Here is a 23,858-nt window from a genome sequence, read left to right on the forward strand (position 1 = left end):
AGAGCATTAAGATGCAAACAGTCATTGTCGCCTCTCTGAACCCAGCCAAAATAAAAGCGGTGGAAAGTGCTTTTGGTGAGGTATTTCCTGAGCAAGCCTTCAGCTTTGATGGGGTGAGCGTTGATAGCGAAGTGAGTGATCAACCTCTCTCTAACGAAGAGACGAAACTAGGCGCTCAAAATCGAGTTTCAAACGCAAAACAAGTCATCCAAAGTGCGGATTATTATGTGGGGCTTGAGGCGGGTATTGAAGGCAATGCCACGTTCGCGTGGATGGTCATAGAATCAAAAAATCAGCATGGAGAGTCACGCTCGTCTAGTTTGATGCTGCCTCCCAAGGTGCTGAGTTTAATAGAGCAAGGCAAAGAACTCGGGGATGCGATGGATAAAGTCTATGGCACGAATAATATAAAACAAAAAGGCGGCGCGATTGGTATTTTAACGAATAACCGATTGAGCCGAAGCAGTGTATATCACCAAGCTTTGATCTTGGCTCTGATTCCATTTGTTAATCAAGACGCCTTTTAAAGCGTCTTGACCTTACACGACACTAAAGCCTCAGTATCTTTAATTAGTGCTGAGGCTTTATTCTATGAAGGGTTTAAGCAGGCGAGAAACCAGTTGCTGTTCCTCTTCTGAACGCCTCTTTAACTCATTAGACCCGCGCGTCACCGTCGCAATACCCACACCCAGTTCTTGGCTGATCTGGCGCTGTGAGCATTTCTCATTAAGCAATTTATGCAAAATTTTGGCGCGAGTGACCAAGGCCTCTTTTTCGTCAGGAGTGAGCATAATCGACAGTAGTGTCTGATGCTCTCCTTCTTCTGTGGCCTTGGCGATGGTGAAAAGCAGCTTTTGCCACTCTTGCTCAACTGAATTCATAGTATGTTGACTGACTAATTGAAACTCCCCTATTAATACTTCATTTCAGACTCTAAGTCAGATAAAAATGACCCTTGCTCATTTAAAATGTCGCGGTAATAGACCTCAAACATCAAGATATTTTGAATGTAACCACGGGTTTCTTTAAATGGAATCGCTTCTATATACGAGTAGGCATCCACTTTCCCGCCAGTGCGCTTTCTCCAAAGTTTAACTCGATGTGGCCCTGCGTTATAAGCGCCAAACGCCAGTATGCGATTGCCCTGATAGTCACCAAGTAACCCGGCAAGGTATTGGCTGCCTATTTCTATATTCTTATTCACCTCAAACAGCTCATCTTCACCGGCGTAGTCGATATCGTACTTCTTGGCCGTATATGAGGCTGTTTTTGGCATAATCTGCATTAGTCCGCGCGCCCCAACGGGTGATTGGGCATCAATATCTAACGCACTTTCTTGTCTTGCCAACGCCATCAGGGTCACAGGATCAAGATCGTATTTCTCAGCATAAAAGTTAAACCACCATTGATGTGCAATAGGAAAACGCAAACTAATATGATCCCACATCTTGGCATCGATAGTGGCAATGACGGTCAGGTGATTCCAACGCATCGACGCTGCATATTGAGCCAATGCTTTTTTCTGTTCGGCATTGGCGCGCGCCAATAACCAGCGCCACTCGCGTTTTGCAGCTGTGATCTTATCAACGGCAATCAGTTCTTTTATTCGTGCCAGTGACGATGAGAATGGCTTGACCGATGCCTTCTGCTCAGTCAACACAGAGGTGCTGTATTTAATCGGCTTACCTAGATAGTCTGCAGCGGCAATGCTGTAGAAGTTTCTTTCACCGAGTAGACTCTGCATCTGAGCCTTGCCCTTCTCAACATCACCTAAAGCGATATCCGTACGAGCTTGCCAGTACTTCCAGCGCTTGGAGTTTTTCTCTTTGCTTGGCAGCTTGCTGATCCACACATCGAGACCTTTCCAATCCTGATGTTGAATGGCTAAGCGCGCTCTTCGCTCCAACCATTTAGGATTAGTACTGCTCAAAAGCGCTTTATCACGCCACTTAGCAAGGTCTTCGTCTTCCGTGTTAATCAAGCTATAAGCGATGTAATCTGCCGTATCTTGATACTCTTTATCGGAAAACTGCTGAGCCTTCGCCACATTGTCTAGTACCTGTATGGCAAGCTCTGGATTCGCTTCTTGATAAGTAATGCGCTTCAACGCGGCCAAGGAGACCTTCTTATTTATTTCACTCTGAGGCTGAGAAGTGGCAAACTTTTCTATCTTCGATTTATTTTTGTAGAGGTTATAGATGGCGACCGCGTTTTCTCTTGCCGCTTCCGACTTAGGTAGATCTTTTAGGTGATTCAATAATCGACCATTACGACGCGCAAATGCCAGCTCAATACGTTGCAAGATCAGTTCATCCTTGCGCAACCCTGCGTCGCTCCAAGCTTCAAATAATTCATCACACTCAGGTGCGATACTTGAGCCAGTCAGCCACAACTCTGATGCCCCCTTAAACGCATCAACGGTTTTTCCTACTTGATACTGAGCAAAGTAGTAGCTGCATTGGTAACTTTGCATTCGTGGTTTATTGGCTTGAAAGCGATAAAACCCGTGCCAATCTTCCGCTTCGACTAACGCATCAAGATAAGCCCCTCTCACCGACTGAGAAAAAGGGTATTGATAGTGGTCTTTAATGTACTGCTCGACTTCATCAGGAGTACGCGTCGCGATATCAGTCATATACACGCGATAGTCCAGATAAGGCGTCAGTGCATAACTATCTAGCTGTTTTCTAAGAGGTTGATATTCGGTTAACTTATTTTCAGTGATTAGAGATTGAGCATCCTCATACATATCTCTTTGCTGTTGCAGTGTTAATGCTGAGACAGATAGGGAAACCATCCCTACCCCTACTCCTAACCATTTGATGAATGCAGACATATTTCTCTCTTACGGTGATGATAATGGTTCAATTGCCTTCTTTCATAATACGCAACAATTGGTGACATTTGTAAGAAACATGTAAATAACTATTTAGGAATTCAAGGAGGTAGGATTTTGCGCCTTACGCAGTAACAAAAAGCGCTCGCATGGTATAAAATAACGCTTTATCTCCATTTAACACAGGATCTCTAGGTAATGGCTGAATACGTCTATACCATGTCTCGGGTGAGCAAAATTGTGCCACCAAAACGTCAAATCCTAAAAGACATCTCACTCAGTTTCTTCCCAGGCGCCAAAATTGGTGTTCTAGGTCTAAACGGTGCTGGTAAGTCGACACTTCTTCGCATCATGGCGGGTATCGATACAGATATCGACGGTGAAGCACGTCCTCAACCTGGACTGAACGTTGGTTACCTTCCACAGGAACCTAAGCTGGATGAATCCAAGACCGTGCGTGAAATCGTTGAAGAAGCAGTATCAGACGTAGCAGGTGCAATGAAGCGCCTAGACGAGGTTTACGCGGCTTACGCTGAACCTGATGCTGATTTTGATGCTCTCGCTAAAGAGCAAGGTGACCTAGAAGCGCTTATCCAAGCGAAAGACGGACACAACCTTGAGAACTCTCTTGAGCGTGCTGCTGATGCACTTCGCCTACCTGAGTGGGATGCCAAGATTGAACACCTATCGGGTGGTGAGCGTCGCCGTGTTGCTATCTGTCGTCTGCTTCTTGAAAAGCCTGACATGTTGCTTCTTGATGAGCCAACCAACCACTTGGACGCAGAGTCTGTTGCATGGCTAGAACGCTTCCTTGTTGACTATACAGGCACCGTTGTGGCGATTACCCACGACCGTTACTTCCTAGATAACGCTGCTGGTTGGATTCTAGAACTTGACCGTGGTGAAGGTATTCCATGGCAAGGTAACTACACCTCTTGGCTTGAGCAAAAAGATGCACGTCTACAACAAGAGTCCTCTCAAGAGAGCGCTCGTCAAAAGACGATTGAGAAAGAGCTTGAGTGGGTTCGTCAAAACCCTAAAGGTCGTCAATCTAAGTCTAAGGCTCGTATGGCTCGCTTTGAAGAACTGCAAAGCGGTGATCGTCAGAAGCGTAACGAAACCAATGAATTGTTCATCCCACCTGGTGAGCGTCTAGGTGATAAAGTTATCGAGGTTAAGAACCTAACCAAATCTTTTGATGGCCGTGTATTGATAGATGATTTGTCATTCAGCATGCCAAAGGGTGCTATCGTCGGTATTATCGGTGCCAACGGTGCGGGTAAATCAACTCTATTCAAGATGCTAAGTGGCACAGAACAGCCTGATTCAGGCAGTGTTGAAATGGGTGATACCGTGAAACTGGCTTCTGTTGATCAGTTCCGTGACAGCATGGATAACAAGAAGACCGTCTTCCAAGAGATCTCTGAGGGTGCTGACATCATCAAGATCAACAACTTTGAAATCCCAGCACGTGCTTACTGCTCGCGCTTTAACTTCAAAGGCTCAGATCAGCAAAAAATCATCGGCGAGCTTTCTGGTGGTGAACGTAACCGTGTTCACCTTGCTAAGCTTCTTAAAACGGGCGGCAACGTATTGCTTCTCGATGAGCCAACCAACGACCTTGATGTTGAAACCTTGCGTGCACTAGAAGAAGCTCTACTTGAGTTCCCTGGCTGTGCAATGGTTATCTCGCATGACCGTTGGTTCCTTGACCGTATCGCCACTCACATCATCGATTACCGTGATGAGGGTCAGGTTAACTTCTACGAAGGTAACTATAACGAGTACATGGAATGGCTGAAGAAGACGCTTGGTCCTGAGGCTGCTGAACCACACCGCATCAAGTACAAGCGTGTGAGTAAATAAGCAGGTAAGCTGCAAGCTACTAGTTGCTAGTTGCTAGCTATCAGCTATCAGCCTGACTTTCATACACAAGTCTTGTTATCTAATCTCAGTGTGATCTAATACTTCCTTTAGCTTATTAGGTCACACTTTCTATGTTTACTTCCAACTCTGAACACTGGGCTGAATTTATTTTTGGTCGCGCACAGCTTGGCGATCCTCGTCGCACCAACCGCCTGGTTAAAGTAGCCAGTGATCTAGCTAAAAACGCCGGTAAATCGGTGAGCCGCTCTTGTGACGACCCTGCCAGTATCGAAGGTGCTTACCGCTTCATTCGAAACGATAGTATCAGCCCTGAAGCCATTGCTGAGGCTGGATACATTCAAACTGACGAGTTAGTTCGTCAGCGCCCTTTAGTCTTAGCACTCCAAGATACTACTGGTCTGAGCTACCGCCATTCTGTTTGTGAAGAACTTGGCGAAGTCAATTCAGGGAGCGACAGACGCCACAGCAATAAAGGGCGAACACTCTATGCTCATTCTACATTGATGTTGGATGCTCAGAGCGAACAAGTACTGGGTTTGGCTTATCAACACTATTGGTACCGAGAGAGTAAGCAAGTACAACAAACCCACCAGTTACAATGCAGAGAGCGTAGTGAAAAAGAGAGTTATAAATGGCAGCATAATGTTGAACAACTTTCATCACGACTTGAAACGCTCGACAATGTCATTGATGTTTGTGATCGTGAAGCGGATATGTACGAATATCTAGACTATCAAATCAACCAGGGTCACCGCTTTGTCGTACGAGCAAGTGATAATCGACGCTTAGTCGGCTTTGATGAAAAGCTTTTTACAGTGCTCGATGCCCTTGAACCAAGCGCTCACTACACCATAGATATTCAACAAAAAGGTGGACGTCGAGCGCGAACCGCAACGATAGCATTGAGCCATACATCGGTGACGTTGCAAAAGCCTCAACGCGCTAAAGCAGAAGCCACTATCACTGTAAATGCCGTGGTCTGCCAAGAAGTCGAACCCAACGGCGAAAAAGGTAAATTACGCTGGGTACTTTATACGACCGAACCAGTGACAACTCCCGAAGAAGCTCGTCAAATAGCTCGCTACTACGAACTAAGGTGGCGCATAGAGGAGTTTCATAAAATCTGGAAATCAGAAGGTACACAAGTAGAAAGATTGCGTATGCAAAGTCGTGATAATTTACGTCGTGTAGCCGTTATTCAAGCCTTTATCGCAGTACGTTTATTTCAGTTACGGGAACTGACGCAAAACAAGGAAGAGGCGAAGAATATTCCATGCACGGTTTATTTCAGTAACGTCAGTTGGAAAATACTATGGAAAGCGGCGCACAAAACTAAGCCAATACCAACAGAGCCCCCTTCACTGCATTGGGGATATTACGCCCTCGCCAAGTTAGGTCGCTGGCATGATAGTAAACGGAATGGTCGTGTGGGAGTTGTAGCATTATGGGATGGCTGGTTACAGCTAATGCAACTAGTCGAATCCTATGAAATGCTCAAAGGACTCGACTTGTGATCAAGAGACAGGCTATCAGCTATCAGCTATCAGCTATCAGCTAAAAATAGTAAGTAAAAGGGCCGCTAATTGCGGCCCTTTTGTTTGTCTAGTCTCTTTGTATTGAATCGTTGGCTTGCTTTAACAGGTTTTGACTCTCACTCATAAATTGTTGTGAGTAGTCGCCAAACCATCCGGATACCGCATTAAACTGATCTACAAAGGCGGTTTTGTCGTGGTTATCCAATAACGCCAGTGCCTCACCGAATCGAGCATGGAAGCGTTTGATCATCTCTACGTTTTGCTCTGAAGAGAGAATGATATCACCGTAAAGATCAGGGTCCTGGGCAAACAGTCGACCGACCATCGCAATCTCAAGGCGATAGATTGGCGAGCTTAACTTCAGCAAGGTATCAATGTTTGGGTTTTCTTTGCTTAGGTGTAAGCCATAAGCAAAAGAGGTAAAGTGACGAAGCGCCTGAATCAAGGTCATGCCATTGTCGTGTTGCTCTGCATCCATAGGGCATAGGCTTGCCCCCCAGATAGCAAACTGATTTAAAAGCCATTGATAGCTCTCTGCGCCGCGTCCTTCACAATGAACGATAACCTGCTTCGCAAGGCTAGGGACATCGGGTCCAAACATTGGGTGAAGACCCACGACAGGACCTGCGTGAACATCCATCATTGCCTGTAATGGTTTGGCTTTAATGGAAGTGAAGTCACATAGGATGCAATCCTTAGGCAGGTTGTCGAGCTTAGCAATGACCGACTCAGTCTTGTTGATAGGTACTGTCACTACCACCAGACCCGCTGTTGCAAACAATGAGTCCGCTTCGTGCCAGTTCTTGCTACCTACAACACTGACCTTGTAGCCTGACAGCTCAAACATCTTCTTGAACAAGCCACCTAGCTGACCATTACCACCGATAATGACCACTTCGCCCAGATCGGGTTTAAGACACTTGAAGCCAGAGTCTTTTTCACTGGCATAGGACTCACGCATCACTCTGCGTAGGATATCTTCAATAAGTTGAGCAGGAACGCCACGCTTTTCTGCTTCTTGTCGACGTGATGCTAGCATTGCGGCTTCACGATCTGGGGCATAGATAGGCAGACCATGTTCGCTCTTAACCTCACCAACCTCTTCTACCAACTTCAATCGTTGCTCCAGTAGATCAAGCATTTGCTTGTCTACTGAATCAATCTTATCTCTTAAACCCTGTAGTTCCTTTGCCATTTTCGTACTCTACTACTTACTTCAATCTGTCTTGTAAAAACGGAATCAGCTCTTCATGAGCTTTAGTCAATAGTGCCTCAGTTGATTCCCAATTGATACATGCATCAGTAATAGAAACACCGTATTTCATTTGGTCTAGAGGAATATCTGAACCTTGGTTACCTTCATTAATATTACTTTCAATCATCAGGCCAATGATGGACTTATTGCCCTCTCTGATTTGTTGAATGGCATCAGACGCTACCAATGGTTGGCGACGGAAATCTTTACGCGAGTTCGCATGACTGCAGTCAATCATAAGCGCCGCATCTAGGTCCGCTTTCGCTAATTCATCTTCGCACTCACGAACAGACACTGAATCGTAGTTAGTCTGCTTACCACCACGAAGAATAACGTGACCATCTGGATTGCCTTTAGTCGTCAGCAGTGCCACCTGACCTTCACGGTTAATACCTATGAATCGGTGACTTGACGATGCCGCTTGCATTGCATTAATCGCAGTGGAAAGACTGCCGTCAGTACCGTTTTTAAAGCCAACCGGCATTGATAGACCACTGGCCATTTCACGGTGTGTTTGCGACTCAGTAGTACGAGCACCAATCGCTGACCAGCTAAAGGTATCGGCTACGTACTGCGGGCTGATTGGGTCTAGCGCTTCTGTTGCAAGAGGGATACCCATTTCTGCCAGTTCCACCAGCAAGTTACGCGCTGTGTGCAGGCCGTGTTCAATATCAAATGATCCATCTAGATGCGGGTCATTGATAAGACCTTTCCAACCTACCGTAGTACGAGGCTTCTCAAAGTACACTCGCATCACAAGGTATAGCTGATCACCAACGACCTCAGACAGTGCCTTTAAACGCTTCGCATATTCTTTAGCGGCTTCAACATCATGAATAGAACAAGGGCCGCATACTACCAGTAAGCGATGATCTTTCTTTTTGATGATGTCAGCAATCGTCTCACGGGATTGTTGAACAAACTGTCGTGCAGATTCACTTAAAGGAATCTTCGCCTTTAGTTCTTCTGGAGTAATAAGGATTTGTTCGTCACTGATATGAATGTTGCTAAGTTCGCTGCGTTGCATAGTGTCACCGTAAATAAATCTGTACATAAACTCTCAAGGTATGCATCAAACAATACCGAACTCAGAATTAAAATCAACAACTTTGTACGCTAAAAATTACACTTGCCGTAAATAAAAGTTTACAGCGCAGATTAATGACGATTGTTTGTTGTCGTTTTCCGTTCACCTCACGAGTGCTCTACCCCTTGTTTTCACAATAAAAAATCCAGCCCAAAACAACAATAAGTATAGAATTAGGGGTATCTATTGCGCTGAGTTCACCAAAAATGGAATTAATCCTTTCTCTCCTACAGCAAATGTGTGTGTACCTTATGGTGGCTTATACCCTAAGTAAGACTCCACTGGTTATCCCTCTTCTCAATATTTCAGAAAGGCGCAGTCACAAACTAATCTGTTATGTGATGTTTTCACTGTTCTGTATTCTCGGCACCTATTTTGGTTTGCAGATTGATGATGCTATCGCTAACACTCGCGCAATTGGTGCGGTGCTTGGTGGAATATTTGGCGGGCCATTGGTTGGATTCGCGGTGGGTTTCACTGGTGGTATGCACCGCTATTCAATGGGTGGGTTTACCGACCTGGCTTGTGCCATTTCTACTACAGCGGAAGGGTTAATTGGTGGCCTAGTACACTTGTATATGGTCAAGAAAGGCAAGACAGATCGCCTATTCAGTGCCGTGATCGTATTTAATGTCACCTTGGTTGCTGAAATCATACAGATGCTGATCATCGTGATTGTCGCCAAGCCCATGGAACAAGCAATATCGCTGGTAGAGGCTATCGCTATACCTATGATTCTGGCCAACTCCCTTGGCGCGGCATTCTTTATTAGCATCCTGCAAGATAGGCGCGCCATCTTAGAAAAATACTCTTCGGCTTACTCGAAGCGAGCGCTAAATATTGCAGAGAGAACCGTCGGCGTATTGTCTGATGGACTCAATACACAAAGTGCGCAGAAAATAGCGTCGATTATTCAAGATGAAACCCATGTGGGCGCAGTTGCCATCACCGATAAAGATAAGATCTTAGCCTTCGAAGGCATTGGTTCGGATCATCATAGGCCCAATACGCCAATCTCTTCTGAATACACCCACACTTCTATAAGAGAGCAGCGAATAATCTACCTTGATGGCAGAAAAAGCCCTTATCAATGCTCTCTTTCCTCGGACTGTAAACTAGGGTCTGCGTTGGTTATTCCCCTTATTGCCGACGATAAGGTGATAGGTACTATCAAGCTGTATGAACCAAGGGTGAAGCTTTTTTCTTCCATCAATATGACGATGGCAAAAGGGATTGCAGAGCTACTTTCCAGCCAGATCCTCAATAGTGAATATCAGCAGAAAAAGATGCTGCTCTCTCAGGCTGAGATCAAACTGCTGCATGCGCAGGTAAACCCGCATTTCTTGTTCAATGCTCTTAACACTATTAGCGCCATAACGCGTCGAGATCCTCACAAAGCCAGAGAACTTATCCAGCATCTTTCACAGTTTTTTCGTGGAAACCTGAAGCGAAATACTGAGTTTGTTACCCTTAGAGAAGAGTTAACACACGTCAATTCTTACCTAACCATCGAGAAGTCACGCTTTGTCGACCGCTTAGAGGTTGAAATTGATATTGCAGAGCATCTGTTAGACAAAATGGTGCCCAGCTTCACACTGCAACCCTTAGTGGAAAACGCCATTAAGCATGGTGTCTCTAACCTGTTAGAAAATGGCATAGTGAAGATCTATAGCAGCCCTGATGCCACTGGCGATCGTATTACTGTAGAAGATAATGCTGGTTCTTATGAACCTGAGAACAAAGACCAGACCGGACTTGGGATGCAGATTGTCGCGAAGCGTCTAACAAACTACTTTGGGGAGCAATATCAGTTGAAGATTGAGTGCGACCCCAACAATTACACTCGAATGAGTTTTATCATCCCAAGCAACCACAAGGATAAGCATGCTTAAGGCCCTAGTCATCGATGACGAATTATTTGCTAGAGAGGAGCTTATAGAGCTTCTCGAACAAACACAGCAGATAGAAGTCATTGATCAAGCAGCCAATGCCATACAAGGGCTACAAAAGATCAATACCTTGAAACCCGATGTAGTGTTTCTAGATATCCACATGCCGCAGGTATCAGGTATTGAATTGCTGAGCATGCTAGACCCAGACACTATGCCATTGGTGGTGTTTATTACTGCCTATGATCAATATGCTCTACAAGCCTTTGAGGACAATGCCTTTGATTATCTTCTCAAGCCTGTTGACCCTCAGCGACTAGAAAAAACGGTTTGCCGACTCATTAAACGCTTTAAGAAAGAAAAGCTTAGCAATGATCTATCCGCCATTACTCCAGCCACTCTCGAACAAGTACCGTGTATTGGCCATAACAGAATAATGCTGGTTCCGGTGGAAGATATTGAGGTGGCTTATAGCGATATCAGCGGTGTGAACATACAAACCAGTGAACACACCACCAGCAGTCAATTAACTCTGAAGGTACTTGAAGAGAAAACCTCACTGATGCGCTGCCACAGGCAATACCTAGTCAGTCCAAAAGCGATTCGTGAGATTAAATTGCTGGATCAAGGCTTGGCGGAAATCATCACCATTGGTGGCCACCAAGCCCCTGTTAGCAGGCGTTATCTGAAGGTGTTAAAGGAAAAGCTCGGCTTTAGCTAAACTTTCCGTCGCTTCTTTCCATTCTCTGCTTGTACGCAGCTCGTTCAAATTGAAAGACTTTTTCTTCACTAGCTGCTGTGCCTTTGGCACTTCTGTGACAGGTAGAGCATCAAGGATCTGCACAGCTCGCTCACGGTTGTTGCACATCAGGACCATATCGCATCCAGCGTTTAGGCTTTGTATTGCCCTATCTGCGGCGCCGCCCATGATGCCCGCCCCTTCCATATTTAAATCATCAGAGAATACCAAGCCTTGAAAGCCTAGCTTTTGGCGAAGCACCGACTTAAGCCAATATTCAGAGCCACTGGCAGGCTTATCGTCATAGGCTGGATAAATCACATGCGCAGGCATCATTGCATCAAGTAGTCCGGCATCAATCTGCGCGCGGAAGATATCCATGTCGAGATCAAAGATAGTCTCGCGTTGATCGATAGGGGTCTCTTTGTGGGAATCAGCAATAACACCACCATGCCCAGGAAAGTGCTTGCCTGTTGTGGCCATGCCCGCCTGTTTCATGCCAAGCATATATGCCGTGCTATGACGAAGTATGGTCTCTTTATCTTCACCAAAAGCGCGCGAACCTATCGCAAGACACTGATGCCCTTGGTCTAATACAGGGGCAAAACTAAGGTCAATACCATGTGCGATCACTTCTGAGGCCATTAACCAACCCGCCTGCTCCGCCAGCTGCTCACCATTAGCATGAGTAGCAAAGCTTTGCGCCGGAGGAATACGCGTAAATCCGTCTCGAAAGCGCTGTACTCTGCCACCCTCTTGGTCAACACCAATCAATATTGGGCGTTTCGCAGCAGCACGGATAGACTCTGTTAACGCTTGTAGCTGCTCATTGTCGTGGTAGTTACGAGCAAAAAGGATCACACCTCCTACCGTAGGGTGCTGCAAGATTTCTTTTTCTTCTGCATCAACTTCAAAGCTTTCAACATCTAACCAAAGCGGGCCCATCTTTCATCCTTATATCGCATATCTAGTGTGGCATTAGCAGGGTATTCAGTTTATTGTATTTTGACAATGACTGAACGGATTTGACCCCTCAAATATGGACAAAAAAGAGCTCTATATTGGAATCATGTCTGGCACTAGTTTAGATGGTGTCGACCTCGCTCTCGCTCACTTTGAGCATGGCAAAACCCATTGCCTCGAGACCTTTGAATTCCCTCTGCCCAAAGACCTAAAACAACGAACATTGAGTGTATGCCAAGGGCAATCTACGACGCTGCAAGAACTCGGCACTCTCGATCATCAATTTGCCCTGTTATATGCCGATGCGGTTAAGGCGTTTTTGGCGTCTCTAGAACTAGATTCTACCGAGATCACCGCCATCGGCTGTCACGGTCAAACCGTTTACCACCAGCCTACGGGCGATACCCCTTTTACCACTCAAATTGGTGACGCCAACCTGATTGCGGTTCGTAGTGGCATTACCACGATAGCGGATTTTAGGCGCAAAGATATGGCCCTTGGCGGTCAAGGCGCCCCTTTAGTGCCTGCCTATCATCAAACCTTATTCGCGGTAACCAATGGTTGTAAGTTGATATTGAACATTGGAGGCATCTCCAATATCTCAGTGCTTCAACCTACAGGAGAGGTGCTGGGTTACGATACCGGGCCGGGCAACATGTTGATGGATGCCTGGGTGCAAAAACACCTTAACAAGCAATTTGATCATAATGGGCTTTTTGCTTCCAGTGGTAAAATCCATCCGCAATTGCTGAGCCAATTAATGCAAGACCCCTACCTATTCGAGCTTCCACCAAAGAGCACAGGCAGAGAGCACTACAACTTGGCGTGGCTAGAGAATATTGTTAATACGCTGGAAGAGCCATTGTTAGCGGAAGATGTGCAAGCAACGCTACTGGAGTTTACCGCCCTTAGTATTGCCCAGCAGTGCCAACTCTACAGCACCCAACATAGCGATCAGTTATTGGTGTGTGGTGGGGGCGCTCGCAATTCAGCGCTGATGCAAAGGCTACAGGCACTGCTAGCAGATTGGAATGTCGATACAACGGATTCTCAAGGCATTAGCAGTGATTATATGGAAGCGCTGGCTTTTGCTTGGCTAGCCTATCGCCGCATTCATAATCTTCCCAGCAATCTACCTAAGGTCACCGGAGCACGCCAGGCCACCTCCCTTGGCGTCATCTACAACCCAGAATAAGGTTTTACATGTCACAAAGTACATTGATCGACTCATTGTCAAAATTAGTCTCAGAAAATCGCAACCCTGAAACCATGGATATCGATACCCTAAGCTGTTTAGAGATCGTTGAGAAAATGAATCAAGCGGATGCAGAAGTTCCAAGGGCTATCCAAAAAGAGTTGCCACACATAGCGAAGGCTGTAGAGGTCATCTGCGAGGCATTCCAGCAAGGTGGCCGACTCATCTATCTTGGGGCAGGCACCAGTGGGCGACTTGGCGTACTTGATGCTTCTGAGTGTCCTCCCACCTTCAGCGTGGATGACAACGTGGTGATCGGGTTAATTGCCGGAGGTAAAGAAGCGATGTTTCGCGCTCAAGAAGGGGCGGAAGATAGCCTAACCCTAGCCGAGCAAGACCTGAAACAGCTGAACCTAACAGATAAAGATGTGGTTGTAGGTATAGCAGCCAGTGGCCGAACCCCTTATGTCATAGGTGCTTTAAACTATGCCAACACTGTGGGCTCGTATACGGTTTCACTGTCTTGCAATCCAGATTCAGCTATTGCTTCTTTGGCTAAGACTGCAATTAGTCCTGTTGTGGGGCCAGAGGTTTTGACGGGCTCAACTCGATTAAAAGCAGGAACAGCGCAAAAGTTAGTGCTCAACATGTTGAGTACAGCCAGTATGATTAAGCTAGGTAAAGCTTATCAAAACCTGATGGTTGACGTTAAACCCAGTAATGAAAAGCTGAATGCGCGCGCGGTGAGAATTATTATGCAGGCCACTGAGTGCAGCGAACAACAGGCCGAAAAGGTGTTATTTGACGCCGATATGCAAGTGAAGCTTGCGATCATAATGCAGCTGACTGGGCAAAATAAGCAACAAGCTCAGCAGCAACTAGATCAACAAAAAGGATTTATCCGCGGATAAATCCTTTCCTTGTCTTGTACTAGAAGAGCAGTCAGTTCGTTATTTTAATAGCCGGATTGGCTGCTCTCATTCCAACCGCGTTGCCACTCCATACGAAACTTTTGTGCATCTTTGGTACCTGAACATACCCCTTCGTAGTACACGCCAGACAATCCCATTTGATAGGCAAAGTTAGGGTTGCAGAACTCTGCAACGCCTTTGCTATAGCCCTTTTCATAGGCGCCCATATTGGCAGAGCCAAGCTCATTGAGAGTGGAATAGGAACGCTGAGTGCGTCCTTTCACACCATCGGCATAACCGATGCCTTCCCAGTCACCCTTCTCGGCTAACGCTTCATCTCCGGTTGCGCAGGCAAACAAAAATGGAATAACAGACAGTAGAACCAGCTTAAATCCTTTCATTGTGACTCACTTAACATATTGTTTTTTAAGAGCTTAGCATACACAGATCACATTACCTAAAAAGTCGCCTTTCTCTAAACCACTCAAGCGGATATTTCGCCACTTAAATGACTATTCGACCACTAACCCAAGCTCCGAATGTAGTTGCGCTAGGGTTTTCATATTATGTAATCAGAAATTTTTGTGAAACAAACCCGAACCCTAAAGAGAATATAATTATGATGTGGTTTCTTACCTGTGTAGCAGCATTGATTGCAGGCTACTTTATCTATGGCGCCGTGATAGAAAAAATATTCGGCATAAATGAAAACCGTCAAACCCCAGCAATTACTAAGCAAGATGGCGTTGACTTCGTGCCAATGTCGACCAAAAAGGTTTACCTAGTTCAGCTACTTAACATCGCTGGTGTAGGCCCAATCTTCGGCCCAATTATGGGTGCACTTTACGGTCCAGCAGCAATGCTTTGGATCGTACTAGGCTGTATTTTTGCGGGTGCAGTACACGATTACTTCTCTGGTATGCTTTCCGTACGCAACGGTGGTGCTTCAGTACCTACGCTGACAGGACGTTACCTAGGCAATGGCGCTAAACACTTTATGAACATTTTTGCCATTGTTCTGCTTCTTCTTGTAGGTGTGGTTTTCGTATCGGCTCCAGCAGGCATGATCACAAACCTTGTGAATGACCAAACCGATATGACAGTGACCATGGGCACTATGGTTGCCATCATCTTCACTTACTACATCATCGCGACTATCGTACCGGTAGACAAAATCATCGGTCGTTTCTACCCGCTGTTCGGTGCACTACTTATCTTCATGTCGGTAGGCCTGATCACAGCTGTTGCGGTATCAAGTGAACACACCGTTATGGGTAGCTTTGAAATGAGCGATATGTTCTCTAACATGAACCCTAACGACTTGCCTCTATGGCCTGCGCTATTCATCACCATCGCTTGTGGTGCTATCTCTGGTTTCCACGCAACTCAGTCTCCACTGATGGCTCGCTGCATGGATAACGAAAAGAATGGTCGCTTCGTATTCTACGGTGCAATGATTGGTGAAGGCATTATCGCTCTTATTTGGTGTGCTCTAGCACTATCTTTCTTCGGTTCTGTAGAAGCATTAGCTGACGTGGTTGCAAATGGCGGCCCAGGCAAAGTGGTTTATGACTCATCATTTGGTCTACTCGGCGTATTTGGCGGCATCATCGCTTTCCTTGGTGTAGTTATCCTGCCAATCACTTCTGGTGATACTGCATTCCGCTCAAGCCGTTTGATCCTTGCTGAATACTTCAATCTAGACCAACGCGCTATGCGTAACCGCCTAATGATGGCTGTTCCACTGTTCGTTGTGGGTGGCATCCTAACTCAAGTAGACTTCGGTGTTATCTGGCGCTACTTCGGTTTTGCTAACCAAACGACTGCAGTAATGATGCTTTGGACTGCTTCTGCTTACCTATTGCGTCACAACAAGTTCCACTGGATAACCACAGTTCCGGCGATGTTCATGACCACTGTAGTTATTACCTTCATTCTAAACAACTCAACACTTGGTTTTGGTCTAGGCATGCAGATTTCTACCGTCGTTGGTGTACTAGCGATGCTAGGTATTACAGGCACGGTGATTAAGATCTCCAAAGGCAAGGGCGACGACGAGTACCTTGACGAAGAGAAACCTAAGCCAGTCACTGAAAACGCTTAGAACTCAGGCTGCACAAAACGAAACGGGCTCCCCATTGGGTGCCCGTTTTTTGTATTCAAATAAACGCTAAACCGCTTTAACTTGTAACTCTTTAGGGACTTCGAAGAACATATTTTCTTCGCGACCAGTAATTTCCGTCACCACATTGCAATCCGATAAGGTCTTGATCTTATCTAGGATGGTATTAACAAGCTCTTCAGGTGCAGAGGCGCCAGCTGTCATACCCACCTTATCCTTACCCTTGAACCACTGTGCATCGAGATCTTCAGGGCAATCAGTCAGATAAGCTGGAGTACCTAGTTTTTCTGCTAGCTCTTTAAGTCGTGTCGAGTTCGATGAGTTCTTTGAACCCACGACTATCATCACGTCTACTTCATTTGCCATTGTGCGTACCGCATCTTGACGGTTTTGAGTAGCGTAGCAAATGTCATCTTTACGTGGCCCTTGGATCTCTGGGAACACTTGACGCAATCTATCGATAACATCCGCAGTTTCATCCACTGAGAGCGTAGTCTGGCTCACGTAGTGCAGATTAGATGGGTCTTTCACTACTAGTGAGTCTACATCTTCCGGCTTCTCCACTAGATACATACCGCCGGTTTCGCTGGCGTACTGCCCCATGGTGCCTTCTACTTCTGGGTGTCCAGCATGGCCAATAAGTACCACTTCGATGCTCTTACGGCTGGCGCGAGCCACCTCCATATGCACTTTAGTCACTAGAGGACAGGTTGCATCAAAGACGGTTAAATCACGCTGCTTGGCTTCTTTGCGTACGGCTTGAGAAACACCGTGCGCCGAAAAGATAACAATATTGTCGTCTGGTACTTCACTGAGTTCTTCGACAAAAATGGCTCCACGTGCCTTAAGTCCTTCTACCACAAAACGGTTGTGCACCACTTCATGACGGACATAGATCGGTGGTTGATACATCTCAAGCGCTCGCTCGACGATGCTGATTGCTCGGTCTACACCGGCACAAAAACCACGAGGGTTAGCTAATAGGATTTCCATTGTCTTATCTTTCATTAGTGAAGGCCTTGTTACCCAGTCAATGAGCAACTCAAAGTCGCGCCATTGTACCGATATTATCGAGGTAACCTCAAGACAGGAATGACCACGAATAGTGAGTGGGTATTCCCGCTAGGTAAGTTTAGTTGAAGAGTAGGATGTTCGAGTGCTAATCAATCGCGACGATTTCTACATCGAAAGTGACATCACGACCTGCTAGAGGATGGTTGAAATCGACGGTCACTGAATCGCCGGCAATCTCAGTAATGATGCCTGGGATATCTACACCATCAGGACCGTTAAACGCCATGATAGTGCCTACCTCAACCTGGGCCTCACCCACAAACTTGGCACGATCCATATGGTGAATGTTATCTGGGTTAGATAAACCAAAAGCGTCGATTGCTTTTAGCTCAACACTATTTTTGTCTCCGGCCTGCAAACCCAGCAAGCATGCCTCAAAGTTGTCACTCAAACTGCCATCACCAATCACTAACTTAGCGGGCTTACCCATTTGATAGGTGCTATCGGCAATAGACCCATCTTCAAGCTTGATAGCAAAGTGCATAGTCACTGCACTGTTCTTCGTAATTACTGACATGGTGTTTCCTTACAACATTGGGCTCAAAAGAAAAGCGGCCAACTCACCGTTGACCGCTTTAAAAGACTACTAGAAATTAAACGAAGGCTTAAGGCATTTCGTCAAATTCTGCGCCTTCCTTCTCAACTTGAGGTGGCATTAAGTGCTCACGAGAGACACCCAGTTTCAGCGCCAAGTTCGATGCTACATAGATAGATGAGTACGTACCTACTGTAATACCCAGTAGCAATGCTGTTGCAAAGCCGTGGATGTTAGCACCGCCTTTAGTAAATAGGGCGACAACTACGAACAAGGTAGTACCGGATGTTATCAAGGTACGGCTCAATGTCTGAGTAATTGCACCATTGATGATCTCAACCGAGTCACCCTTACGCATCTTACGGAAGTTCTCACGAATCCGGTCAAATACAACGATGGTATCGTTGAGGGAGTAACCGACAACCGTCAATAGTGCCGCAACGATGGTCAGGTCTACCTCAATCTGCATGATAGAGAAGATACCCACCGTAATGATAACGTCGTGCGCTAGTGCAAGTACCGCACCCGCAGCCAGACGCCATTCAAATCGCATAGACACGTACAGCAAGATACAAATAAGAGAAACGATGATCGCCAGACCACCCGCCTCTGCCAGTTCGTCACCTACATTAGGCCCCACAAATTCAACACGGCGCATCTCAACAGATTCGCCAGTGCCTTCTTCTAGAGCACGAATGATTTGACTACCAAGCTGCTCACCTTGTAGATCTTCACGTGGGCGTAAACGCACCATTACATCACGAGCAGAACCAAAGTTTTGCACGGTTGCATCGCCAAAGCCTTTTTCATCAAGAGAAGCTCGGATTTCTTCTAGATTAGCTGGGTGTTCAAAACCCACCTCAATCAGAGTACCACCGGTAAAATCTAGACCCCAGTTCAACCAGTTAGTTGAAATGGTATAGATAGAAGCTGCAATCATTAACAACGAAAATACTACTGCGCCTTTTGACCAGCGCATAAAGTCGATCGTTTTGTCAGCTTTCATTATTTGAAACATGGAAATACCTTCAATTAGATCGACAGTTTGTTAACGCGCTTACCGCCGTACAGCAGGTTAACCACACAACGTGTACCGATAATCGCAGTAAACATTGAGGTTAAAATACCGATAGACAGAGTCACAGCAAAGCCTTTAATCGCACCGGTACCTACAGCAAACAAGATGATTGCGGTCAGTAGCGTTGTGATGTTGGCATCGGCAATGGTGCTAAATGCGTTCGCGTAACCTTGGTGAATCGCTTGCTGAGGGTTTCGACCTTCACGTAATTCTTCACGGATACGCTCGAATATCAGCACGTTGGCATCCACCGCCATACCGACTGTCAATACGATACCCGCAATACCCGGTAGCGTCATAGTCGCGCCAGGAATCATCGACATTACACCGATAATCAATACAAGGTTCGCCATTAGTGCCATGTTGGCAATGAAGCCAAACTTACGGTAGTAAATAAGAGTAAATAGCATTACTGCCACCATACCCCAGATACACGCCTGAATACCCATATCGATATTCTGCTGACCCATAGAAGGACCAATGGTGCGCTCTTCTACAATCGAGATTGGCGCAATCAATGCACCAGCACGAAGTAGTAATGCTAGGTTATGTGCTTCAGAAGCAGAGTCGATACCTGTGATACGGAAGCTACGACCAAGAGCTGACTGAATGGTCGCTTGGTTGATGACTTCTTCATGCTTATCAAGGATGACCTTGCCTTCAGGTGTGCGCTTACCACTGTCTTTGTATTCAGCAAATACCGTTGCCATCAGCTTGCCAATGTTCTGGCGAGAGAAAGCAGACATCTTGCTACCACCTTCGCTATCTAGCGAGATGTTTACTTGAGGACGGCCATATTCATCAGCACTTGAGCTTGCATCGGTAATGCTAGAACCACCAAGAATGACACGCTTTTTCAATACAGCTGGACGACCATCTCGGTCATACTTAACTTCACTACCAGCTGGTACACGACCATTGGCAGCAGCGGCTAAGTCCGCCTGCATATCCACTTCACGGAACTCTAGTGTTGCCGTAGCACCTAGAATTTCTTTAGCGCGCGCAGTGTCTTGAACACCTGGCAGTTCAACAACGATACGGCTAGAGCCTTGACGTTGAACCAATGGCTCAGCAACACCTAATTCGTTCACACGGTTACGCAAGATAGTAATATTTTGCTCAACAGCGTAGTTGCGAATTTCAGTAAGACGCGTTTCGTTGAAGGTAGCCGTCAGCATAAAGCGACCATTGCTATCTGAATCAACAAATATCATGTCTGGGTGCTTAGACTTAAGCGTGGTTTCTGCTTGAGCAAGCTGCTCTGCATCACGCAAAATCACTTCAACTGAATCTTCACCAGCACGAATTGCGCGGTAACGAATGCGGTCTTCGCGTAATTCACTGCGGAAGGCTTCTTCTTGCTGCGAAATCAGCTTGTCCATCGCAGCGTCCATATCCACTTCCATCAAGAAGTGAACACCGCCACGCAGGTCAAGACCAAGCTTCATAGGGTTAGCACCAATGCTTTCTAGCCAACTTGGAGTGGCAGGAGCAAGGTTAAGTGCAACGATAAGATCTGAGCCTAGCGCTTCGCTAATTACGTCACGAGCACTAATTTGGGTATCAGTGTCATTGAAGCGAACAAGAATGGAGCCATTCTCTAGTGCGATAGATTTGTGGGAAAGATTCTCTTTATCAAGAGCATTGGTGACAGAGTCCATGGTTGCCATATCAACAGAGGCACCACGTGCCCCTGTGACTTGAATGGCTGGATCTTCACCGTAAAGATTCGGAAGCGCGTACAAAGCCGCAACTAAGATGGCCATAACCACCATCAAGTACTTCCATAACGGATAACGGTTTAACACAGCGAGGATCCTCTAGCTGTTCTTAAAGAGATTTCAGCGTACCTTTTGGTAGCACTGCAGTAACAAAGTCCTTTTTGATTACAACTTCGTTATTTGGGTTCAGTTCGATAGCAAGAAAATCATTCTCTTCTGAGATTGAAGAAATCTTACCCACTAGACCACCGCTAGTTAGAACTTCATCACCCTTGCCCATAGAAGCGATTAAGTTTTTGTGCTCTTTAACACGCTTAGATTGTGGACGGTAAATCATGAAGTAAAAGATAACAGCGAACATGCCAAGCATGATCAACATTTCAAAACCACCACCTGGTGTTCCGCCTTCTGCAGCTGCGTGAGCTTGAGAAATGAATAGACTCATTAAAAATCCCCTTTTAAAAAATAATAAATTTAAGTTATAAGACTAAATGTGGCCTCGTCGGCCCTTTTTCAAGGGGTAAGCGACAAAGCCACCAAGGAAGATGCAACAATTTGTATGATTACATCACCTTCTATGATTGTTTTTTATTCTGCGTCAGCTTTTAGCATCGGCGGCACATCGCGCTCGCGACGTGCATAAAACTCTTCTACAAAAGATTCAAACCTGTCTTCATCAATCGCTGTACGGATACTCTCCATTAGGCGCTGATAGTAGCGAAGGTTATGAATGGTGTTCAGGCGGGAGCCCAAGATCTCATTACAACGATCTAGATGATGTAAGTACGATTTAGAATAGTTCTGACAAGTGTAACAGTCACACTCAGGATCTAGAGGGGTTGTATCGGTTTTATGTTTCGCGTTTCGGATCTTGATCACACCGCCAGTCACAAACAGGTGACCGTTACGTGCATTTCGAGTCGGCATTACGCAGTCAAACATGTCGATTCCGCGACGAACGCCTTCTACCAAGTCTTCAGGTTTACCTACGCCCATCAGGTAGCGAGGCTTATCTTCAGGTAATTGTGGACACGTGTGCTCAAGGATACGGTGCATGTCTTCTTTTGGCTCACCAACAGCAAGACCACCTACCGCATAACCGTCAAAACCGATTTTAGTCAGGCCTTCAACTGAAACATCACGCAGGTCTTCATAAACACCACCCTGCACAATTCCGAATAGAGAATTAGGGTTTTCTAGCTTATCAAAGTGATCGCGCGAGCGCTGAGCCCAACGAAGAGACATCTCCATCGATTTCTTAGCTTCGTTATGCGTCGCTGGGTAAGGAGTACACTCATCAAAGATCATGACCACATCAGAGCCAAGATCTTTTTGAATTTCCATAGACTTCTCTGCATCCATGAAGATCTTGTCGCCGTTAACTGGGTTACGGAAGTGAACGCCCTTTTCAGTGATCTTACGGATATCGCCTAGGCTAAATACCTGAAAACCACCTGAATCAGTAAGGATAGGCCCTTGCCAGTTCATGAAGTCATGCAGGTCGCCATGCAACTTCATCACTTCTTGGCCAGGTCTTAGCCATAGGTGGAAAGTGTTGCCTAGTAAGATTTCAGCTCCAGTCCCTTTTACTTCTTCTGGTGTCATACCTTTTACAGTACCGTAGGTACCAACAGGCATAAATGCAGGGGTTTGAACCGAACCTCGCTCAAACTGCAGCTGACCGCGACGAGCTGTGCCGTCGTTTTTTTTAAGTTCAAATTTCACGAATTACTCCAATGTGCCAGAGAAACAATCTGACGGTTAGTTTAGGACAAGAATCGACTTTTCGACTTGTCCCAAAAAAGAGTGGCCGCGTTTTACGCGAAAGGCCCCGCAGGGCAAGGCCTCCTAGCATAGCTAGCACTCACGAAATGAATTGTATAGAACCCTTCAGATTAAACCGGAATGGTATCTAACATTTCAACTTAATTTACAAGCCCTTACGAGTTACGAACATCGCATCGCCATAGCTAAAGAAGCGATACTTGTGCTCCACTGCATGCAGGTAAGCTCCCATTACATTGTCGTAGCCTGCAAAGGCACTCACTAACATAATCAGTGTCGACTCTGGTAAATGGAAGTTGGTCAGCAAGCAGTCAATAAGTTGAAACTCGTAACCTGGGTAAATAAAGATATCGGTATCACCAAAGAATGGCTTTAGCTCAGTGCCTTTGCGAACCGCATCTTGAGCTGCGCTCTCCAATGAGCGCACAGAAGTCGTGCCTACTGCAATAACGCGACCGCCTTTGGCTTTGGTCTCATTAATCGCATCAACCACTTCTTGAGTGACTTCTACGTATTCAGCGTGCATGTGGTGCTCGAGAATATTATCAACACGCACTGGCTGGAAGGTGCCCGCGCCTACGTGCAAGGTAACAAACGCAAGATTTGCGCCTTTTGCTTTAATCTTTTCTAAGATCTCATCATCAAAATGCAGACCTGCTGTTGGCGCCGCCACGGCTCCTGGTTTCTCATTGTAAACCGTTTGATAGCGTTCCTGATCTGAGTCCTCATCCGGACGATCAATATAAGGAGGCAAAGGCATGTGGCCGACTTCTTCTAGGATTTGTAGCACGGCTTTATCAGAGGTAAAGCGAATCTCAAACAAGGCATCGTGCCTGGCAACCATAACAGCTGCATACTGATCTTTATCGCCAAGAAACAACTCAGTACCCGGCTTTGGTGATTTTGAAGAGCGTACATGAGCCAATATCGTATGCTCATCCACCATTCTCTCAACCAGAACCTCTATTTTGCCACCACTGGCCTTACGGCCAAATACGCGAGCTGGGATCACTCGAGTGTTGTTAAACACTAACAAGTCACCCTCGCCCACCAAGTCCAGCATATCAGTAAAGTTTTTATCTTGAACTTCACCGCTATTGCCCGTCAATTGCAGCAGGCGGCTCGAGGTACGATCCGGCATCGGGTAGCGCGCGATCAATTCATCGGGTAGATCAAAATGAAAATCTGAAACTTGCATGGCGATTAACGTTCCTAGGCTAAATATTTTGCAGGGCGCTAGTATAGA

At 46.1% G+C, this 23,858-nt stretch carries 21 protein-coding genes; 8 read left to right on the forward strand and 13 right to left on the reverse strand.

Features of this window, described 5'->3' with window-relative positions; genetic code table 11:
* Positions 1 to 11: 11 nt before the first annotated feature.
* Complete coding sequence (yjjX, locus tag OCU35_RS10915) at positions 12 to 527, forward strand: inosine/xanthosine triphosphatase (protein ID WP_102429884.1); 516 nt, start codon at positions 12 to 14, stop codon at positions 525 to 527.
* 57 nt (positions 528 to 584) lie between these two features.
* Here the strand turns inward: yjjX and trpR are convergent, their stop codons facing one another.
* A complete protein-coding gene (gene trpR, locus OCU35_RS10920; protein WP_017243547.1) occupies positions 585 to 881 on the reverse strand; it encodes a trp operon repressor in 297 nt (98 codons plus the stop codon).
* Between the two features lie 32 nt (positions 882 to 913).
* Positions 914 to 2,836, reverse strand: a complete 1,923-nt coding sequence (locus OCU35_RS10925; RefSeq protein WP_261825356.1) for a transglycosylase SLT domain-containing protein — start codon at positions 2,834 to 2,836, stop codon at positions 914 to 916.
* 198 nt (positions 2,837 to 3,034) lie between these two features.
* Between OCU35_RS10925 and ettA the strand changes: the two genes are divergently transcribed.
* Positions 3,035 to 4,702 carry an energy-dependent translational throttle protein EttA gene (gene ettA / locus OCU35_RS10930; RefSeq protein WP_017026909.1) on the forward strand — a complete coding sequence of 556 codons (1,668 nt, stop codon included), beginning with the start codon at positions 3,035 to 3,037 and terminating at the stop codon, positions 4,700 to 4,702.
* 131 nt (positions 4,703 to 4,833) lie between these two features.
* The gene (locus OCU35_RS10935) at positions 4,834 to 6,237 is read left to right on the forward strand and encodes an IS4 family transposase (protein ID WP_261825357.1); all 1,404 of its coding nucleotides are present in this window, start codon (positions 4,834 to 4,836) and stop codon (positions 6,235 to 6,237) included.
* Positions 6,238 to 6,325: 88 nt separating this feature from the next.
* Here the strand turns inward: OCU35_RS10935 and tyrA are convergent, their stop codons facing one another.
* Both tyrA and OCU35_RS10945 read right to left on the reverse strand, forming a co-directional pair.
* Entirely contained in the window at positions 6,326 to 7,453 is a 1,128-nt protein-coding gene (gene tyrA, locus OCU35_RS10940) for a bifunctional chorismate mutase/prephenate dehydrogenase (protein WP_261825358.1), read from the reverse strand.
* A gap of 16 nt (positions 7,454 to 7,469) precedes the next feature.
* Positions 7,470 to 8,540, reverse strand: coding sequence for a 3-deoxy-7-phosphoheptulonate synthase (locus OCU35_RS10945; protein WP_017243550.1), 1,071 nt, complete (start codon positions 8,538 to 8,540; stop codon positions 7,470 to 7,472).
* A 266-nt stretch (positions 8,541 to 8,806) separates the two neighbouring features.
* Between OCU35_RS10945 and OCU35_RS10950 the strand changes: the two genes are divergently transcribed.
* On the forward strand, positions 8,807 to 10,492 hold the full coding sequence (locus OCU35_RS10950; protein WP_170962219.1) for a sensor histidine kinase: 1,686 nt from the start codon (positions 8,807 to 8,809) through the stop codon (positions 10,490 to 10,492).
* On the forward strand, positions 10,485 to 11,210 hold the full coding sequence (gene btsR, locus OCU35_RS10955; protein ID WP_017026905.1) for a two-component system response regulator BtsR: 726 nt from the start codon (positions 10,485 to 10,487) through the stop codon (positions 11,208 to 11,210). Before OCU35_RS10950 ends, btsR begins: the two co-directional genes overlap by 8 nt.
* Here btsR and nagZ read toward each other — a convergent pair.
* Complete coding sequence (nagZ, locus tag OCU35_RS10960; RefSeq protein ID WP_261825359.1) at positions 11,184 to 12,173, reverse strand: beta-N-acetylhexosaminidase; 990 nt, start codon at positions 12,171 to 12,173, stop codon at positions 11,184 to 11,186. The two genes, btsR and nagZ, sit on opposite strands and share 27 nt — an antisense overlap.
* 94 nt (positions 12,174 to 12,267) lie before the next feature.
* On the opposite strand from nagZ, the gene OCU35_RS10965 reads away from it, so the two are divergent.
* Both OCU35_RS10965 and murQ read left to right on the forward strand, forming a co-directional pair.
* Positions 12,268 to 13,386 (forward strand): anhydro-N-acetylmuramic acid kinase, encoded by a 1,119-nt coding sequence (locus OCU35_RS10965; RefSeq protein WP_261825360.1) that lies wholly within the window; start codon positions 12,268 to 12,270, stop codon positions 13,384 to 13,386.
* Between the two features lie 8 nt (positions 13,387 to 13,394).
* Entirely contained in the window at positions 13,395 to 14,297 is a 903-nt protein-coding gene (gene murQ / locus OCU35_RS10970) for an N-acetylmuramic acid 6-phosphate etherase (protein ID WP_102359899.1), read from the forward strand.
* A 44-nt stretch (positions 14,298 to 14,341) separates the two neighbouring features.
* On the opposite strand, the gene OCU35_RS10975 is transcribed toward murQ, so the two are convergent.
* Positions 14,342 to 14,698: a DUF2799 domain-containing protein gene (locus OCU35_RS10975; protein ID WP_017243555.1), complete on the reverse strand. Its 357-nt coding sequence runs from the start codon at positions 14,696 to 14,698 to the stop codon at positions 14,342 to 14,344.
* Between the two features lie 218 nt (positions 14,699 to 14,916).
* Between OCU35_RS10975 and OCU35_RS10980 the strand changes: the two genes are divergently transcribed.
* On the forward strand, positions 14,917 to 16,401 hold the full coding sequence (locus tag OCU35_RS10980; RefSeq protein ID WP_261825361.1) for a carbon starvation CstA family protein: 1,485 nt from the start codon (positions 14,917 to 14,919) through the stop codon (positions 16,399 to 16,401).
* A 66-nt stretch (positions 16,402 to 16,467) separates the two neighbouring features.
* Here the strand turns inward: OCU35_RS10980 and ispH are convergent, their stop codons facing one another.
* From ispH to queA, 7 genes are all read right to left on the reverse strand, one after another.
* A complete protein-coding gene (gene ispH / locus OCU35_RS10985; protein ID WP_102499620.1) occupies positions 16,468 to 17,412 on the reverse strand; it encodes a 4-hydroxy-3-methylbut-2-enyl diphosphate reductase in 945 nt (314 codons plus the stop codon).
* A gap of 166 nt (positions 17,413 to 17,578) precedes the next feature.
* Positions 17,579 to 18,010: an FKBP-type peptidyl-prolyl cis-trans isomerase gene (fkpB, locus tag OCU35_RS10990; protein ID WP_102359901.1), complete on the reverse strand. Its 432-nt coding sequence runs from the start codon at positions 18,008 to 18,010 to the stop codon at positions 17,579 to 17,581.
* 88 nt (positions 18,011 to 18,098) lie between these two features.
* Positions 18,099 to 19,046 (reverse strand): protein translocase subunit SecF, encoded by a 948-nt coding sequence (secF, locus tag OCU35_RS10995; RefSeq protein WP_017031275.1) that lies wholly within the window; start codon positions 19,044 to 19,046, stop codon positions 18,099 to 18,101.
* 14 nt (positions 19,047 to 19,060) lie between these two features.
* On the reverse strand, positions 19,061 to 20,914 hold the full coding sequence (gene secD / locus OCU35_RS11000; protein WP_083188935.1) for a protein translocase subunit SecD: 1,854 nt from the start codon (positions 20,912 to 20,914) through the stop codon (positions 19,061 to 19,063).
* Positions 20,915 to 20,936: 22 nt separating this feature from the next.
* On the reverse strand, positions 20,937 to 21,272 hold the full coding sequence (gene yajC / locus OCU35_RS11005) for a preprotein translocase subunit YajC (protein ID WP_017243559.1): 336 nt from the start codon (positions 21,270 to 21,272) through the stop codon (positions 20,937 to 20,939).
* Between the two features lie 143 nt (positions 21,273 to 21,415).
* A complete protein-coding gene (tgt, locus tag OCU35_RS11010; RefSeq protein WP_017243560.1) occupies positions 21,416 to 22,552 on the reverse strand; it encodes a tRNA guanosine(34) transglycosylase Tgt in 1,137 nt (378 codons plus the stop codon).
* Between the two features lie 205 nt (positions 22,553 to 22,757).
* Positions 22,758 to 23,810 carry a tRNA preQ1(34) S-adenosylmethionine ribosyltransferase-isomerase QueA gene (gene queA, locus OCU35_RS11015; RefSeq protein WP_017026893.1) on the reverse strand — a complete coding sequence of 351 codons (1,053 nt, stop codon included), beginning with the start codon at positions 23,808 to 23,810 and terminating at the stop codon, positions 22,758 to 22,760.
* Positions 23,811 to 23,858: the final 48 nt, after the last annotated feature.

The organism is Vibrio breoganii (assembly GCF_024346795.1).
Taxonomy (GTDB): domain Bacteria; phylum Pseudomonadota; class Gammaproteobacteria; order Enterobacterales; family Vibrionaceae; genus Vibrio; species Vibrio breoganii.